General features: G+C 63.1%; 11 protein-coding genes. All 11 read left to right on the forward strand.

Annotated elements, in window-relative coordinates:
* The first annotated feature begins 5 nt into the window (after positions 1-5).
* A complete protein-coding gene (gene tssH / locus KVQ82_RS00955) occupies positions 6-2,663 on the forward strand; it encodes a type VI secretion system ATPase TssH (protein WP_222017588.1) in 2,658 nt (885 codons plus the stop codon).
* Between the two features lie 10 nt (positions 2,664-2,673).
* The gene (locus KVQ82_RS00960) at positions 2,674-4,194 is read left to right on the forward strand and encodes a sigma-54-dependent Fis family transcriptional regulator (RefSeq protein ID WP_222017590.1); all 1,521 of its coding nucleotides are present in this window, start codon (positions 2,674-2,676) and stop codon (positions 4,192-4,194) included.
* A gap of 333 nt (positions 4,195-4,527) precedes the next feature.
* Positions 4,528-4,668 (forward strand): hypothetical protein, encoded by a 141-nt coding sequence (locus tag KVQ82_RS00965; protein ID WP_003229566.1) that lies wholly within the window; start codon positions 4,528-4,530, stop codon positions 4,666-4,668.
* Between the two features lie 18 nt (positions 4,669-4,686).
* Positions 4,687-5,880 (forward strand): type VI secretion system-associated FHA domain protein TagH, encoded by a 1,194-nt coding sequence (gene tagH / locus KVQ82_RS00970; RefSeq protein WP_222017592.1) that lies wholly within the window; start codon positions 4,687-4,689, stop codon positions 5,878-5,880.
* A gap of 5 nt (positions 5,881-5,885) precedes the next feature.
* Positions 5,886-6,386: a type VI secretion system lipoprotein TssJ gene (gene tssJ / locus KVQ82_RS00975; protein ID WP_007962325.1), complete on the forward strand. Its 501-nt coding sequence runs from the start codon at positions 5,886-5,888 to the stop codon at positions 6,384-6,386.
* A 2-nt stretch (positions 6,387-6,388) separates the two neighbouring features.
* Positions 6,389-7,720, forward strand: coding sequence for a type VI secretion system baseplate subunit TssK (gene tssK, locus KVQ82_RS00980; protein ID WP_007962327.1), 1,332 nt, complete (start codon positions 6,389-6,391; stop codon positions 7,718-7,720).
* Positions 7,721-7,725: 5 nt separating this feature from the next.
* Positions 7,726-8,601 carry a type IVB secretion system protein IcmH/DotU gene (gene icmH, locus KVQ82_RS00985; protein ID WP_003229559.1) on the forward strand — a complete coding sequence of 292 codons (876 nt, stop codon included), beginning with the start codon at positions 7,726-7,728 and terminating at the stop codon, positions 8,599-8,601.
* A gap of 13 nt (positions 8,602-8,614) precedes the next feature.
* The gene (gene tssM / locus KVQ82_RS00990) at positions 8,615-12,154 is read left to right on the forward strand and encodes a type VI secretion system membrane subunit TssM (RefSeq protein WP_222017594.1); all 3,540 of its coding nucleotides are present in this window, start codon (positions 8,615-8,617) and stop codon (positions 12,152-12,154) included.
* The gene (locus KVQ82_RS00995; protein ID WP_222017597.1) at positions 12,154-12,882 is read left to right on the forward strand and encodes a PP2C family serine/threonine-protein phosphatase; all 729 of its coding nucleotides are present in this window, start codon (positions 12,154-12,156) and stop codon (positions 12,880-12,882) included. The genes tssM and KVQ82_RS00995 overlap by 1 nt, the downstream gene beginning before the upstream one ends.
* The gene (locus KVQ82_RS01000; protein ID WP_222017599.1) at positions 12,879-13,880 is read left to right on the forward strand and encodes a serine/threonine-protein kinase; all 1,002 of its coding nucleotides are present in this window, start codon (positions 12,879-12,881) and stop codon (positions 13,878-13,880) included. The genes KVQ82_RS00995 and KVQ82_RS01000 overlap by 4 nt, the downstream gene beginning before the upstream one ends.
* A 28-nt stretch (positions 13,881-13,908) precedes the next feature.
* Positions 13,909-15,945 carry a type VI secretion system tip protein VgrG gene (locus KVQ82_RS01005; protein ID WP_222017601.1) on the forward strand — a complete coding sequence of 679 codons (2,037 nt, stop codon included), beginning with the start codon at positions 13,909-13,911 and terminating at the stop codon, positions 15,943-15,945.
* Positions 15,946-15,971 lie beyond the last annotated feature (26 nt).

A 15,971-nucleotide genomic window follows, 5' to 3' on the forward strand; every position in this document is an offset into this window, starting at 1 on the left:
GAGCCATGATCAACGTAGACCTGCAACAACTCATCCAGGCGCTGGACGCCGAAACCCGTCGTGATCTGGAACGTTCGGCCGAACGTTGCGTGGCTCGTGGCGGCAGCAAGATCCTCGTCGAAGACTTGCTGTTGGGCCTGCTGGAGCGTCCGAACGGCTTGCTGTCGCGCGCATTGCAGGATGCGGATGTCGACGCCGGTGAACTGAGCGCCGCACTGCAATCTCGCGTTGAACACAGCGCCTCGCGCAACCCGGTGTTTGCCCCGGAACTGGTGCAGTGGCTGCAAGACGCGCTGCTGGTGGCGAACCTTGAACTGGGCCAGACCTCGGTGGAAGATGCCGCGCTGATCCTCGCGCTGCTGCGCAACCCGATGCGCTACGCCGGTAGCCGTTACCAGCCGTTGCTCGCCAAGTTGAACATCGATCGCCTGAAGGAATTTGCCCTGTCGCAACAGGAGCAACCGGCGGCCAACGGCAAGCCGGCGGCGCAGGGCGAATCGCTGCTGCAGCGCTTCACCCACAACCTGACCCAACAGGCCCGCGACGGCAAACTCGACCCGGTGCTGTGCCGCGATGGCGCGATCCGCCAGATGGTCGACATCCTTGCCCGTCGCCGCAAGAACAACCCGATCGTGGTCGGTGAAGCTGGTGTGGGGAAGACCGCCATCGTCGAAGGCCTGGCCTCGCGCATCGCGGCCGGTGAAGTGCCGCAGGTGCTCAAGGGCGTCGAGCTGCTGTCGCTGGACATGGGCCTGCTGCAGGCTGGCGCCAGCGTCAAAGGTGAATTCGAGCGGCGTCTCAAAGGCGTGATCGACGAAGTCAAAGCCTCGCCGAAACCGATCATCCTGTTCATCGACGAAGCCCACACCCTGATCGGCGCGGGTGGCAATGCCGGCGGTTCCGACGCGGCCAACCTGCTGAAACCGGCGCTGGCTCGCGGTGAACTGCGCACCATCGCCGCCACCACCTGGGCCGAGTACAAGAAATACTTCGAGAAGGACCCGGCGCTGGCCCGTCGTTTCCAGCCGGTGCAGTTGCACGAGCCGACCGTCAGCGAAGCGGTGACCATCCTGCGTGGTCTGGCGCAGGTCTACGAGAAGAGCCACGGCATCTATCTGCGCGATGACGCGGTGGTCTCGGCGGCGGAATTGTCGGCGCGCTATCTGGCCGGTCGCCAGCTGCCGGACAAAGCCGTCGACGTCCTCGACACTGCGTGCGCCCGCGTGCGCATCAGCCTCGCCGCTGCCCCGGAAAGCCTCGAACGCCTGCGTGGCGAACTGGCTGAAGGTGGCCGTCAGCGTCAGGCCCTGCGTCGCGATGCCGAGGCTGGTCTGCTGATCGACCACGAAGCGTTGGATGCGCTGGAAGCGCGGCTCGACGAAGCCGAAAGCGAAATGGTCGCGCTGGAAAGTCTGTGGACCGAGCAGAAACAACTGGCCGAGCGTCTGCTGGAACTGCGTCAGCAACTGGCCAAGGCCCGCGAAGCTGCCGCTGTCGAGCCGACCGTCAGCGTTGAAGAAGACGCCGAAGGCACGGTGATCGAAACCATCGCCGCCGAGGTCGAGGAAGGCCAGAGCGTCGAAGCGCTGGAAGCCCAGCTCAACGAAACCCACAGCGCCCTGACCGCGGCTCAAGTCAAAGAGCGTCTGGTCAGCTTCGAAGTCTGCCCGCGTCTGGTGGCCGAAGTGATCAGCGCCTGGACCGGTGTGCCGCTGGCGCAACTGGCCCGCGAACACAACGCCAAGGTCGCGAGTTTCGCCACCGACCTGCGCACGCGCATCCGTGGTCAGGAACAAGCCGTGCACGCGCTGGATCGCTCGATGCGCGCCACTGCCGCCGGCCTGAACAAGCCTGACGCACCGGTCGGCGTGTTCCTGCTGGTCGGCCCGAGCGGCGTCGGCAAGACCGAAACCGCGCTGGCTCTGGCTGACCTGCTGTACGGCGGCGACCGTTTCATCACCACCATCAACATGTCTGAATTCCAGGAGAAGCACACCGTCTCGCGTCTGATCGGTGCGCCACCGGGCTACGTCGGTTACGGCGAGGGCGGCATGCTCACCGAAGCGGTGCGCCAGAAGCCGTACTCGGTGGTGCTGCTCGATGAAGTCGAGAAGGCCGATCCGGACGTGCTCAACCTGTTCTACCAAATCTTCGACAAAGGTGTGGCCAACGACGGCGAAGGTCGCGAGATCGACTTCCGCAACACCTTGATCCTGATGACCTCGAACCTTGGTAGCGACAAGATCAGCGACCTCTGCGAAGACGGCGCTCGCCCGACCGCCGAGCTGCTTGAGGAAACCATTCGCCCGGTGCTGAGCAAACACTTCAAACCGGCGCTGCTGGCGCGGATGAAAGTGGTGCCGTACTACCCGGTCGGCGGCCCGGTATTGCGCGAGCTGATCGAGATCAAACTCGGTCGTCTGGGCGAGCGCCTCAATCGCCGTCAGCTGGATTTCAGCTGGTGCCAGAACCTCGTCGATCACCTGTCCGAGCGTTGCACGCAAAGCGAAAGCGGCGCGCGCCTGATCGACCATTTGCTCGATCAGCACGTGCTGCCGCTGGTGGCCGACCGCTTGCTCGATGCAATGGCCACCGGTGAAAGCCTCAAGCGTGTGCATGCCACGCTCGACGGCAACGCCAGCGTGACGTGCGAGTTCGCCTGAGGTGGGTGTGATGTTCACTCAAGTGCCGCAGCCACTGGTCTATGCCGAAGCCTTGCTGGCGCAGTTTGCCAGCCTGTCGCGGGCGGCGGACGGTGCTGCGCTGCTGGGTGACTTCGTGCGCGGGTTGGCCGAGTTGAGCGGCTGCGAACTGACGCAGCTGTACCTGCTCGACGCCACCCACACTTGCCTGGGGATGAACGCCGAATGCCTCGACGGCGCGCTGCAACCGCGCGCCGCCACCAGCCTGCCGGCGGACTACAACGGTGAGCAGCTGCTGCAGTTTGCCCTGTGCCAGAACCGCGTGGTGTGCCTCGACGACCTGAGCGGCAGCCTGCACGAGACCAGTTTTCTGCCGGCTGCGGCGACACCGTGGCAATCGCTGCTGTGCGTGCCGCTGGTCAATCAGCACAAAGCGGTCGAAGGCTTGTTGCTGTGCGCCAGCCGTCGCCGTGTGGACTTGCAAGGCTTTGCCGATTCGCTCGGTCAGCTCGGCTCGTTCGTGCTCGGACAATTGCACTTGCTGCAGCGTCTGCGCCAGCCGCTGGCCGAGTCGGCCACGGTGGCGCGCAGTGTGCCGAGCATCAACGGCTATGGCCTGATCGGCAAAAGCGCCGCCATGCGCCAGACCCACTCGTTGATCAGCAAAGTCCTGCACAGCCCGTACACCGTGCTGCTGCGCGGCGAGACCGGGACCGGCAAGGAAGTCGTGGCCCGGGCGATTCACGATTGCGGCCCGCGTCGCTCTCAGGCGTTCATCGTGCAGAACTGCGCGGCCGTCCCGGAAAACCTGCTGGAAAGCGAGCTGTTCGGCTATCGCAAAGGTGCCTTCACCGGCGCTGACCGTGACCGCGCGGGGCTGTTCGATGCGGCCAACGGTGGCACGCTGTTGCTCGACGAGATCGGCGACATGCCGCTGTCGCTGCAAGCGAAGATTCTGCGGGTGTTGCAGGAGGGCGAGATTCGCCCGCTGGGTTCCAACGACACGCACAAGATCGATGTGCGCATCATCGCCGCGACGCACCGCGATCTGTCGACGCTGGTCAGCGAAGGCAAATTCCGCGAGGACTTGTATTACCGCCTCGCGCAATTCCCGATCGAGTTGCCGGCCCTGCGTCAGCGCGAAGGCGACATCCTCGAGCTTGCTCAGCACTTCGCCGAGAAGACCTGCGCGTATTTGCAGCGCGACCCGGTGCGCTGGTCGAGCGCGGCGCTGGAGCACCTGTCCGGTTACACCTTCCCCGGCAACGTGCGCGAACTCAAGGCACTGGTCGAACGCGCGGTGCTGTTGTGCGAGGGCGGCGAGTTGCTGGCCGAGCATTTCTCCCTGCGCATGGAGCCGATGCCCGAAGACCACAGCGGCCTGAATCTGCGCGAACGTCTGGAAAAAGTCGAACGCACGTTGTTGCTCGATTGCCTGCGCAAGAACGACGGCAACCAGACCCTCGCCGCCCGTGAACTGGGCTTGCCGCGCCGCACCCTGCTGTACCGCCTCGGGCGCCTGAATATCAACCTGGGTGATTTCGATGGTTGACCTGAACCTGTCTCTTGCAGTGTGCACAACTCCTGTCTTGAACGGCTTCTCTGTGGCGAGGGGATTCATCCCCGATCGGCTGCGCAGCAGTCGTAATCGAGCAAGCGCGGTTCTCCTGCAAGAACCGGTGATCAGGTCTTGGGGCTGCTTCGCAGCCCATCGGGGACAAGTCCCCTCGCCACAGATTGCTCACTGGCCACAGGAGGTGCGTACGCCTCGGTGGTCTGGCTCAAGGCCCCGATGCAGAGCCTTCGAGACCACCCAAAGAATTAATTTCAGCGCCGCCCGCAAGGGTCGGCGCTTTGTGCTTTGTCTACCCCTGGAGACCCTCTGATGTCTGTTCGTCACTGGCACGCTGTCCTGCTGACCCTCGTCGTTCTATGCGGCCTTGGCGGCTGTAGCGGCAATTACAAATTCAACGACAACGACTATCGCCCGTTGGGTGATCCGCAAGCGGTCAATCGCGGCAAGTGACCGCAAGGAGCATCAAACATGGAACTGGTTTTCGAAATGCTGAACACCAAGCAGTTCGTGCCTACCGAGTTGTGCCAGAAGACCTTCAAACAGGCCGGTGGCGTGATCGGGCGGGGCGAGGACTGCGACTGGATCATTCCTGACCGCAAGCGTCACCTGTCCAATCACCACGCGATTGTCAGCTACCGCGAAGGCACGTTTTTCCTCACCGACACCAGCAGCAACGGCGTCCAGGACGGTGACAGCGGCGCACGCCTGCACAAGGGCGAACCGGTGCGCATCGAGCACGGCAGCACCTACGTGCTCGGCGATTTCGAGATTCGTGCGCGGCTGGTGCGCGATCCGGCGACCTTCGACGGTGAAGTCGGCCGTCCGCGTGCCGCCGGCAGCATCATTCCGGACGACGCCTTCCTCGACCTTGATCCGTTGAACGCGATCGAACAGCAAGAGCGCGTCTACTCGGAAATCGACGAACTGCTGGCCCCGACGGCCAAGCCCGAGGACTCCCGTCAGCGCGCCGACTATGCGCGCATCGACATGGAAAGCCTGATGGTGCCCGAACTGGTCGCCCCGGTTGAGCCCGAGCCAGCTCCGGCCCCGAAAGCCGTCGAGCGTCAGAGCGAAGGTTTCTGGGAGCATTTCGGCGCGGCGCTGGGCGTGGATGTTAAAGGCCTGGATCACGACGCTCGCGAAGCGCTGGCGCTGAACGCTGCGCGGCTGCTGCGCCAGAGCATCGGCGGTTTGCAGCAGAGCCTGCGCACCCGTTCGGAGCTGAAGAACGAACTGCGTCTGGCCCAGACCACCGTGCAAGGCACCAACAAGAACCCGCTGAAATTCGCCGTCGATCCGAGCGAAGCGCTGCAGATTCTGTTGCAGCCGCACAAGCCCGGTCATTTGCCGGCCGAGCAGGCGATCTCCCGTGCGTTCCGCGATCTGCAGGCGCACCAGGTGGCCTTGCTCACCGCCAGTCGCGCCGCCGTGCGCGGTACGCTGGAGCACTTCTCGCCGGAACAGCTGACCCTGCGTTTCGAGCGCGACAACAAACCGTTGATCGCCACCTCGGGCGGACGCTGGAGAGCGTTCGGCCGTTACCACCAGGCCCTGCGTCAGGACGATGACTGGAGCGAGCGTCTGCTGGCCCGCGATTTCGCCCAGGCCTACGAAGAACAGATCCGCCTGATCTCCACCCTCCACACCGACCACCAAGGATGATGCGCATGTCTCGCCGCTCGACCGCTTTTTTCAAGACGCTGACTGCGCTCACCGTGCTGGTGCTGCTCGCCGGTTGCTCGTCGCTGTCGCCGTACTCGAAAGTGACCAAGATCAACCTGAAGCTGACCGGCAGCGATCAGCTCAACCCGGACCTCAATGGCCGTCCCTCGCCAATCGTCGTGCGCCTGTTTGAACTCAAGCACCCGGTCACCTTCGAGAACGCTGATTTCTTCAGCCTCTACGAGCGCGCCAAGGAATCCCTCAACCCGGATCTGGTGGCCAGCGAAGAACTCGAACTGCGCCCGGGTGAAACCGTGGAAATGAAACTCAGCGTGGAGGAGGGCAGCCGCTACGTCGGCGTTCTCGCTGCGTACCGCGATCTGCCGGAAACCAAGTGGCGCTACACCGTTCAGGTCACCCCGCTGGAGCTGACCGAGGCCGATCTGACCCTCGATCAAGCCGGGATCCGCAATACCCATGAAGCGCTCGCCAAGGCGGATGACTGAAGATGAATACCCATAAAGTCATTTGGCAGGAAGGCATGCTGCTGCGGCCGCAGCACTTCCAGCACAACGATCGCTATTACGATCACCAGATGAAAACCCGCACCCAGTTGCTGGGTGGTTACACCTGGGGTTTCCTCAATCTGGAGATCGACTTGCAGTTCCTCAACATGGGCAAACTGGTGATCAGTGCCGCGTCGGGGATCCTGCCGGACGGCAGCCTGTTCGAACTCGGCGGCAACACCGAGCCGCTGGCGCTGGACGTGCCGCCGAACACCGGCAACACGCCGATTTACCTGGCGCTGCCGCTGGTCACCGGTAACCACATCGAAGCGCGTCGCCCGGAGCAGTCCGACGTGCTCGCGCGTTACACCGCGTACGACGCCGAAGTGGCCGACTCCAACGCCGGCGACGATTCCGCCAGCCAGGTCAGCTGTGGTCGCCCGGACTTCAAACTGCTGCTCGGCGAGCAGCAGAGCGATCAGGCCTACGTGAAGCTGAAGATCTGCGACGTGCTCGACACCACGCCCGACGGCGTGATCAGCCTCGACCCGGATTTCGTGCCGACCTACATTCAGGCTCACGCGTCCAGTTATCTGCTGTCGTGCCTCAAAGAAGTCATCAGCATGCTCAACCACCGGGGCGACACGATTGCCGAGCGGATCCGCTCCAACGGCAAGGTCGGCGGTGCGGAAGTCGGCGACTTCATGATGCTGCAACTGATCAACCGTACCGAACTGCTGCTGCGCCACTACCTCGGTCTGGAGCAGGTGCATCCGGAAGAGTTGTATCGCACGCTGCTGACCATGCTCGGCGATCTGGCGACCTTCTCCAGCGACAGCAAACGCCCGCGTCTGGACAGCCGCTATTCCCACGCCGATCAGGGCGCGAGCTTCCGCAAACTGATGGAAGCGATTCGTCAGGTGCTGTCGATGGTGCTCGAACAGCACGCCATCGAACTGATTCTGCAGGCGCGTCAGTACGGGATCATCGTGTCGCCGTTGCACGACCACAAACTGCTTGGCTCGGCGTCGTTCGTGCTGGCGGCGAGTGCCAACTGCGACTCCGAAGAACTGCGCCATCGCTTGCCGGCGCACCTCAAGGTCGGCCCGGTGGAGCGTATCCGCCAACTGGTCAACCTGCACTTGCCGGGGATCAAGGTCAAACCGTTGCCGGTGGCCCCGCGGCAGATCGCGTTCCACTCGAACAAAACCTACTTCATCCTCGAACTCAGTTCCGAAGACCTGGCGCAACTCGAGCGCTCCGGCGGCTTCGCGTTCCACGTGTCCGGCGAATTCGCCGAGCTTGAACTGAAATTCTGGGCCATCAGGAACTGACCGACATGATCAAGGAAACGGATTACAACCAGGACGACAAAACCGTCCTGCTCGATCGTCAGGGCCACGGACCGGCAGCCAGTCCGCTGACCGACTTCGCCGCGCCGCCGCGCTTCGAGCAACTGGAAGAACGGATGATCTACGCCGCGCGCCTGCGCCCGGCGGAGGCGTTCAACATCAGCCTGAATTCGCTGGTGGCGGCGTCGTCCGAACTGCTCTCGGAAGTGGTGCGCCTCAAGCACAGCGAAACCCGCGAAGACCTCTACGCGCTCAACGAGCGCCTGACCGCCGGGCTCAAACTGTTCGAAGTGCGCGCCCTGCACAACGGCGCCGAAAGCAGTCAGGTGATGGCCGCCCGTTACGTGCTCTGCACCGTGGTCGACGAAGCTGTAGTGACCACGCCGTGGGGCAACGAAAGCGAGTGGTCGCAGATGAGCCTGCTCAGCAGCTTCCATAACGAGACGTTCGGTGGCGAGAAGTTCTTCCAACTGCTCGATCGCCTGTCGAAGAACCCGGTCAAACACCTGCCGATGCTCGAGCTGATGTACCTGTGCCTGTCCCTCGGTTTCGAGGGCAAGTACCGCGTACAGGCCCGTGGCATGCTCGAACTCGAAGGCATCCGCGACGCCCTGTACCGGCAGATCCGTCAGTTGCGTGGCGACGTGCCGCGTGAATTGTCGCCGCACTGGGAAGGCCTCAACGACCAGCGCCGCAATCTGGTGCGCATCGTGCCGGCGTGGATGGTGGTGCTGTTCACGCTGGTCTGCCTGGTGGTGATGTATTCGGGCTTCGCCTGGGTCCTGGGCGAGCAGCGCGACACCGTTCTGCAACCTTATCAGCCGCTTGATCCGGCCGCGGTGCAACCGCAGTCGCAGCCGTAAACAGGGACGTGTGATGAAAAAGTTTTTCAAGAAAGTCGGCGCCTTCCTGCGCCAGACCTGGGTCTGGACTCTGCTGCTGGTGCTGTTCGTGGCGCTGCTGGTGTGGTTCGTCGGCCCGTTGTTGGCGGTGGATGACTACAAGTTCTGGGAGAGCGCGACCTCGCGCCTGCTGACCATCAGCGTGCTGTTCCTGATCTGGGGCCTGACCATGGTCTTCGTCAGCTGGCGCGCAGGCATCCGCAAGAAAGCCGTCGAAGAAACCGAAGACGGCCAGGATCGCATCCGTCGTGACGAGCTGATCGAAGAAGAACAGAAAGAGTTGAAGGCGCGCTTCAAGGACGCGCTGAAAACCCTGAAGACTTCGAGCCTGTATCGCGGCCGCAGCGAACGCTGGCGCAACGACTTGCCGTGGTACCTGCTGATCGGTCCGCAGGCCTCCGGCAAGACCAGCCTGCTGGACTTCTCCGGGCTGGAATTCCCGATCAACAAGATCGACCGCAAGCTGACCCGCGACACCCTCGGCACCCGGCATTGCGACTGGTACTTCGCCGATCACGGTGTGCTGATCGACACCGCCGGGCGCTACACCACCCAGCCGGACGCGGAAGTCGACGGCAATGCCTGGACCACCTTGCTCGAACTGCTGCGCAAGCGTCGTCGCGGGCGTCCGTTGAACGGTGTGCTGGTGACCATTCCGGTGGAATCGCTGATCGGTGGCAGCGAGCAGGACATCGACACCCTCGCGCGCCAGGTGCGCGGTCGTCTGCAAGACGTCTATCAGAAACTGCACGTCGATGTGCCGGTGTACCTGGTGCTGAGCAAGGCGGACAAGCTGCTCGGTTTCGACGAGTTCTTCGATCAACTGACTCGCGAAGAAAGCGATCAGGTGCTGGGCACCAGTTTCCGCAAGGATCAGGTTGGTACCGACGTCGCGGTACTGCGCGGCGAGTTCGAAGAGCTGCTGCGGCGCCTGAACAATCAGGTGATCATGCGCATGCACTCCGAGCGCGATACCCAGCGCCGTGGCCGCATCCTCGACTTCCCGCATCAACTGGGGCAGATCGGCGAGCGTCTGTGCCTGTTCGTCGACATGGCGTTCACCGGCAACCGTTATCAGCGCGCGTCGCTGCTGCGTGGTTTCTACCTGACCAGTGCGCCGCACCTGACCCAGGAAATGGACGCGACCACCGCCGGCATCGGCGCCAGCCTCGGCATGAGTGCCGGCGTGCTGCCGACCCTGCGCAGTGGCCGTTCGCGCTTCATCCATCATCTGTTCAGTCGGGTGATTTTCCCCGAGTCGGATCTGGCCGGCCTCGACAAACGCGAGCGCAGCCGCATCCATTGGGGCCAGCGTGCGTTGTACGTCGGCGCACTGGCGGCACTGGCGCTGTTCGGCATGCTCTGGGCCGGTGGTTTCTCGGCCAACTACGAGCGTCTGGAAAACCTGCGCACGCTGGCGCAGAACTGGACTCAGCAACGTTCGGCGCTGACCCCGCGTGATGACGCGATGGGCGTGCTGAAAACCCTCGACACCAGCTACGCCGCGACTCAGGTGTTCCCGAAGAAGGGCGACGTCTCGTACCACGAGCGTGGCGGTCTGTATCAGGGCGAAGACGTCAACCCGGTGGTCAAGCAAGCTTACGAGCATGAGCTCGAAGCGCAGTTGCTGCCACGGGTCGCGACGATGCTCGAAGGGCAGATCCGCGCCAACATGAAGGACCGCGACAAGCTGCTCAACAGCCTGCGTGCCTACCTGATGCTGAACATGAAAGACCGTCGTGACGCGGCGTGGCTCAAGGACTGGGTCGCCACTGATTGGTCGCAGCGCTACACCGGCAACACCGCGGTGCAGAATGGTCTGAACACTCACCTTGAGCGCTTGCTGAAGCAGCCGTTCATCTACCCGCTGAACGATCAACTGGTCACTCAGGCACGTCAGGTGCTGCGCGCCGAATCGCTGGCCACCGTGGTCTACCGCATGCTCCGCGAGCAAGCGCGCAACCTGCCGGAATACCGTTTCAGCCAACACCTCGGCCCGCAAGGCTCGCTGTTCATCGGCACCGAATACGTGATCCCGGGGTTCTACACCCAACAGGGTTATCAGCAGTATTTCTCGGTGCAGGGTTCGGCGCTGGTCACCGACATCCTGCGTGACAACTGGGTGCTGGGCGAAGGTGCGGGCATCAGCGACATGGACTTGCGTCGCCTGATGGTTGAGCTGGAGCAGCTGTATTTCCGCGACTACGCCAACTACTGGAGCGAGGCCGTTGGCCAGGTGGCCTTGCCGCCGATCAGCGACGCCGGTGAAGGCGCCGAGCAACTGGCGGGCCTGACCTCGGCCAACTCGCCGGTGCTGGCATTGCTCACGGAAGTGCGCGAGAACACGCGCTTCCCGGCTGCCGCCGATCCGGTGGACGAAGCCGGTGATGCCGCCGATGCACTGGCCGGGCAGAAGGGCAAACTGGGCAAGGTCGGCAAACTGGCGTCTGCCGTGGCGGACAAGGCTTCGGCGATGGCCGTGGCGAAAAGCCTGCCGGACACCGCGAAGAAGTCGCTGCAACGCCGCTTCGAGCCGCTGCACCGTTTGCTCGATGACAACAACGGCCCGGCCGCTGACCTGACCCCGGCCATCAGCGCGCTCAACGACCTGCAACTGCAACTGTCCGGTCTGGCCCGTTCCAGCACGCCGGAACAAGCCGCGTTCGAAATGGCGAAAACCCGCATGAGCGGCCAGCGTGATGCGCTGACCAACCTGCGTGCGGCCTCGGGTCGCCTGCCGCGTCCGCTGAGTGTGTGGTTCAACGTGCTGGCTGAAGACTCGTGGCGCCTGGTGCTCAACGACGCTTACCAATACCTGAACGGCCGTTATCAGAACGAGCTGTACAGCGTGTATGGCAAAACCATCAGCAAGCGTTATCCGTTCAGTGCCAGCAGCACCAGCGACGTGGCGATCAGCGACTTCCGCGAGTTCTTCCGGGCTCAAGGCACCGTCGACCGCTTCTTCGACAGCTACATGCGTCCGTTCGTCAGCGGTGATCCGGGCAACTACCGGATGCGTAGCGTCGACGGTCACAGCCTGCCGGTATCGAAGATGTATCTCGACCAGATGGCAGCAGCCCTGACGATTCGCCAGAGCTTCTTCTCGATCAACCCGGCCGAGCCGACCGTGCAGTTCAAACTGGAGCCGTACACCCTCGACCCGGCCGTCAGCCGTTCCGAGTTCAAGTTCGGCGACAAGACCATGGAATACCGCCACGGTCCGATCCTGCCAATGACGTTCAAGTGGCCGACCGATGCTGAAGACGGTCGCACCAGCCTGGTGATGGACAAGATGGCGGGGCGTCCGATCGGTATCGAGAAGAACTCCGGCCCATGGTCGCTGTTCCGTCTGTTCGACCTGATGCAGACCGAGTACCTGACCGGTCGCGACGTGCTGGTGCTGAAAGCCGACGTGGGTGGCCTGCGCGCCAACTACCTGCTGACCAGCCAGCGCACGCCGAACCCGTTCGACATGGGCGTGCTGCGCACCTTCCGTATGCCGGTGCAGCTCTGATGCTGGTGGCCAGTCCCTGGCGCAGCGCGGCGCGTACCGACCCGGGCAAGGTGCGGGCGCGCAACGAAGATGCCTTCCTCGACAATCCGCAGCAGGGGCTGTGGGTGGTCGCGGACGGCATGGGCGGTCATCAGGGTGGCGACATCGCCAGCCAGTTGATCGTCGCCAGCCTGGCTGAACTGCCGCAGCACGAGGACTTCGACGAACGCCTCAAAGCCATCCGCCATTGCCTGCACTGGCTGAACCGGCGTTTGGGGCAGGAGTTGACGGTCACTGCCGGGCGCCACGACAGCATCATGGGCAGCACCGTCGTGGCGCTGCTGGTGGAAGGTAATCGCGCGGCCTGCATCTGGGCCGGCGACAGCCGTTGTTACCTGTGGCGTGGGCAGCGGCTGTATCAGCTGTCCAAAGACCATTCGCTGCAACAGCAACTGATCGACGAGCAACAGATGAGCGTCGAACAGGCCGCAGCGCACCCGGCGGCTCAGGCGTTGACCCGAGCCGTCGGCGCGGCCGAACAGCTGACCCTGGATGTCCTCGAACTCGAGGTCTATCCGGGCGATGCGTTTTTGTTGTGCAGCGATGGTTTGTATCAGGGCCTGAGCAGCGATGCCCTTGGCAACGCCCTCAGCCTCAGCGCGCCGCATGTGGCGCTGGAACGTCTGTTCGACGGCGCCCTGCGTGGCGCCGCCCGGGATAACCTGACTGCCGTGGTGATCCGCCAATGACTGAAATCGAATCCTCAGTCGATGACTTGCTGATGAGCGAAGAGCAGGCCAGCAACCTGACCTACTTCGCCTTCGCCAAGGCAAACAACGCCGAGCCGTTGCTGGCGCCGACCAAGGCCAGCATCGGTGCATTGCCGGACGTACTCGCCGGCCGCTACCACCTCGAGCGTCTGCTCGGGGCGGGCGGCATGGGCGCTGTTTACCGGGCGCGGGATCTGCTGCACGAGCAGTTCGGCGATCCCGACCCTTACATTGCGCTGAAAATCCTCAGCGAAGAATTTGCCGAATCGCCGGACGCCAGTGCCTTGCTCTACAGCGAGTTCGCCCTGACCCGATGCCTGCGCCACGACAACGTCGTGCGTGCACACACCTTTGAAGTCGACACCGACTGCCAGCGGGCCTTCATCACCATGGAATACATGCGTGGCCTGACTCTGGACAAACTGCTCTGCGAGCGGCCCCTCGGCCTGCCGTGGAAAGAAACGCGCGACATCGCGCTGCCGCTGCTCGACACGCTGGCCTACGCCCACCGTCGCGGCGTGCTGCACGGTGACATGAAACCGAGCAACGTCATGCTCAGTGAAGACGGCCTGCGCCTGTTCGACTTCGGTCTCGGCCAGGCAGACGAGGGCGTGTTGCCCGGCCTGCCGCACCTGAGCCGCGAGCGCTTCAACGCCTGGACCCCGGGCTACGCCGCCCCCGAACTGCTTGAGGGCCAACCGTTGTCGGCCAGCGCGGACGTGTACGGCGTGGCTTGCGTGATCTATGAACTGGCGAGCGGCAAACACCCGTTCCGCCGCTTGCCCTCGACCCAGGCCCGCGACGAGCACCTAGAGCGCGAGCTGCAAGCCCCGGCGAACTTACCGAAACACGGCTGGCCAGCGCTGCGAACCGCGCTGAGCTTCAATGCGGCAGAACGCACCATCACTGCCGATCAATTGCGTGACGCCTTGGGCGCCACTTCGTCCTGGCTGCAACGGTTGCGACTTCGGGCGTAACGGACGACATTCGAACAGGGAGCGCTTTATGTTCAACCCAGCTAACGAAACCCACTTCAGCCTCAAGGTCGAAGACTACGTGGGCGACCTGCAAGTGCTGTCGTTCACCGGCACCGAAGGCATCAGCCAGCCGTTTCGTTTCGACCTCGAACTGGTCAGCGAAAACCCCGATCTGGACCTGGAAAAACTCCTGCACAAGCAGGCGTTCCTCGCGTTCGATCCACAGGGCTCGGGCATTCACGGCCAGATCTACCGCGTCGCCCAGGGCGATGCCGGCAAGCGCCTGACCCGCTACAAGGTCTCGCTGGTGCCGCAACTGCAGTACCTGCATCACCGCACCAACCAGCGCATCTACCAGCAGATGTCGGCGCCAAAAATCATCGCGCTGATCCTCGACGAACACGGGATCAAGGGCAACGCCTACAGCTTCCAGCTCAGCCAGCCGTGCCCGGATCGCGACTACTGCGTGCAGTACGACGAAACCGATCTGCACTTCGTCCAGCGTCTGTGCGAAGAGGAGGGTATTCACTACCACTTCCAGCACAGCGAAAAAGCCCACCTGCTGGTGTTCGGCGACGACCAGACCGTGTTCCCCGACCTCGGCCAGCCGACCGCGTACGTGCAAGGCAGTGGCATGGTCGCCGAAGAGCCGGTGATCAAAGGCTTCAAACTGCGTCTGGAAACCCGCACCAGCCGCACTACGCGCCGCGACTACGACTTCGAAAAACCGCGCCTGCAGATGGAAGCGGCTTACAAGCCGGATGGCGAGAGCACTGAGCCGGATCTCGAAGACTACGACTACCCGGGCCGCTTCATTGATCGCGCGCGCGGCAAGTTCCTCAGCCAGCGCGCCCTCGAACGCCACCGCGCCGACTACCGCCAGGCCGAAGGTCGCGGCGACCAGACCAAACTGGTCAGCGGCCACTTTATGGCCATGTCCGACCACCCGCGCAGCGAGTGGAACGACCTGTGGCTGCTCACCGAAATCTTCCACGAAGGCAAACAGCCGCAAGTCCTCGAAGAAGGCGTGACCAGCGACACCACCGACAACAAGGACGACTTCCACCAGGGCTACCGCAACACCTTCCTCGCCACCCCGTGGGACGTGTTCTACCGCCCGGCCCTCGAACACCCGAAACCGCGCGTGCTCGGCAGCCAGACCGCCATGGTCACCGGCCCCAAAGGCGAAGAAATCCACTGCGACCAATATGGCCGCATCAAAGTCCAGTTCCACTGGGACCGCGAAGGCCTGGCCGACGACAAAACCAGCTGCTGGCTACGCGTCTCCAGCTCCTGGGCCGGTGACCGCTACGGCGCCATCAGCATTCCGCGCATCGGCATGGAAGTCCTCGTCACCTTCCTCGAAGGCGACCCCGACCAACCCCTCGTCACCGGCTGCCTGTACCACAAGGAAAACCCGGTGCCCTACGCCCTGCCGGCGAACAAAACCCGCAGCGTCTTCAAAACTCTCAGCTCCCCGGGTGGCGGCGGCTACAACGAACTGCGCATTGAAGACAAAAAAGGCGCGGAGCAAATCTACATCCACGCCCAGCGCGACTGGGATGAAAACATCGAGCACGACCAGAAGATTCGTGTCGGCAACGAACGTCACGACACCGTGGTGAAGAACACTTACACCGAGCTCAAGGCTGAAGAACACCGCACCACGATTTCCGACCGCAAGATTGAAGCGAAGCTGGATGATCACCTCACGGTTGGGCAGAACCAGCATGTGAAACTGGGCACGGCGCAACTGACCAGCGTGGGCAAGGAGATTCACCTCAAGGCTGGGGACAAGATTGTTATTGAGGCGGGGACAGAGCTGACCATTCTTGGGGGTGGGAGCTTTATCAAGCTTGATGGCGGTGGTGTGACGGTGGTTGGGCCGGTGGTGAAGATTAATGCGGGTGGCTCTCCGGGGAATGGCACCGGGATCGGGATTAAACCGCCGTTGCTGCCGGGGGCGGCGGATAAGGATAAGGCGGGGAGTTTGATGGATCAGGCGTTGGGGAATGCGGTGCCTGAGAAGGTTAAGCCGAAGGCTTTTTTTGTGTTTTCTGAGTGATCACTCATTTGTCTAAAGGGGTTGAT

Source organism: Pseudomonas sp. AO-1 (genome assembly GCF_019775695.1).
GTDB lineage: Bacteria > Pseudomonadota > Gammaproteobacteria > Pseudomonadales > Pseudomonadaceae > Aquipseudomonas > Aquipseudomonas parakoreensis.